Annotated in this window: 2 protein-coding genes; both read right to left on the minus strand. The window is 48.6% G+C overall.

Annotated elements, in window-relative coordinates:
• Nucleotides 1-263: 263 nt before the first annotated feature.
• Nucleotides 264-929, minus strand: a complete 666-nt coding sequence (locus tag NW819_RS08105) for a Rho termination factor (RefSeq protein WP_414389538.1) — start codon at nucleotides 927-929, stop codon at nucleotides 264-266.
• Nucleotides 907-1,826, minus strand: a 920-nt coding sequence (locus NW819_RS08110; RefSeq protein WP_414413450.1) for a ParA family protein, incomplete at its 5' end; no start/stop codon positions are given. The genes NW819_RS08110 and NW819_RS08105, both read right to left, overlap by 23 nt.

The raw sequence follows: 1,826 nt of genomic DNA on the forward strand, positions 1-1,826 counted from the left end.
CCCTGTGGTCAAGATAATACCGGACGGTTTGGGTCAGGTCGATCTCCAAGATGCTGGTGATCATCCTGTGCATGAGCTCCAGATGGATCCGGTCGTCCTAGGTAAGCAGAGCATACCTGCCATGGAGGCTGTTGTTGAGAGCGGCCAAGGCTGTTTGGGTGGCAGTAGCCATTCAAAGGGAGGCTTGAGGCAGGCATCCCACAGCAAGCGGAGTCGGGCCTCGGTGATGTGGAGAGGAGAATATGTTTTTGAAGGGATCCCTTTCAGCTCTCTCCCTCTGTTTTTTTCCGCGAGCGAGTTGAGGTCGCTTTCTTCGCGCCAGCGGATGCCGCAGATCTCTTGGATGATTTCTTCAGAGTAGGGGGCAACGCTGTAGGAGTTACGAAAAATACTTCCGATAGGGCATCCAGTTTTTTGCCTCGCGTAATTTTGCACCCAAGCTTGGTTATGGGGGTTAAGTCCTGCCACCAACTTCTATCCGCCTCTGCAATCCGGGCAGCTGCAATGGTTACATCGACTCCCTTGAGGGGACTGCTGGGTCGCTCGGCTAGGTATCTTAGCGCAGCCAAGATAGTCTCTCTCGATGTATTGGTCAAATTTACCTTCGGAACAATTTCTTTGGCGAGAATCTGGGCCTGCTTAACCTGCTCTGGATCAGGATCGACAACGATACACCATAGCCTTTCCAGTCCCGCTTCTTGAGCAACTGCATAGACAAAATGGTTACCAATGGCCTTGTACTGATAGTCGCCAGCCTCGACCACCAGCAGAGGAACCCAGTTGTGTCCTCCTGTCGCCCTTAGCTGATCTGCGGCTGCGGCAACAAGGAAGGAGGGAGCAGAAAACCCATCGGCGGGCGTAATACTCTCAAGGGGTAAGTTAACCAACCTACCTAGATCTGAAAACTCACTCATCGATAAAGTACTCACGGGCAAGACTCTGGTAGTATTCTAAAACTCTCCTGTCCCTAAAGACGGCAGGAATTCGAGCAAAGCTTGCAGAGGATATCACTGCATAGTCAGGTATCCTAAAAATGCTTTTGTTTTCATTACCTCTCTTAAAATGCGGCCAGAAATATGGACGTAGATCTACACTTTTCTCCTGGTTGATAAGCTTATCTATCTCTTCGTTAGCTAGTTTAATAGTGTATTCACTTCCCGAAGAAACGCCGTTGAAAAAGATAGGCAAAGTCCTGGGGCCGCCATCCTGTCGTGACTTAGCAGTTTCTGGAACAAAGCTGGTGATTACTCTAGCAGCATTATTCAGGGAAGACAGATCGTCGGGGCGGGTAGGTATCAAAATAACATCGGCAGCAAAAACACCACTTTGGCTGAAGTAAAGCCATTGAGTTGGGCAGTCGATTAGGATGTAATCATACTCATTGCGAAGAGGGGCAATCAGATCTCGAAGGCGTCGGGTTCCCTTTTGGATATATGCTAGCGACTGGCTGTCGGTCAACGTCTCCAGCTCAGGGTCTCTTGGGATAATGTCGAAGATGGGAAGGGTAGTCTGCTTGCCTTTGAGTCTATATGTTTGGACAATGGCATGGATGTCTATTTTGGGATCCTTTAAACATTGCGTCAGTGTAATTTTTCCAGGAGTGGCTCCCAAACTTCTTGTCAGATCACCCTGAGAATCAAAGTCAACAACTAAGACCTTTTTTCTCTTGGTTGCTAGTGTTGTGGTTGCTAGTGTTGCCGCAAGGTTAATGATCGTCGTTGTTTTGCCTACGCCCCCTTTATTGTTATACACGCATACAGTCAGAGCGCGCTCATAGTTTTCTATCTTGTCTCGCAAGTTACGCACTATGCTCTCAATGTTATCTG

The sequence above is a fragment of the Synechococcus sp. R8-2 genome, assembly GCF_047461715.1.
Lineage (GTDB): Bacteria > Cyanobacteriota > Cyanobacteriia > Thermostichales > Thermostichaceae > Thermostichus.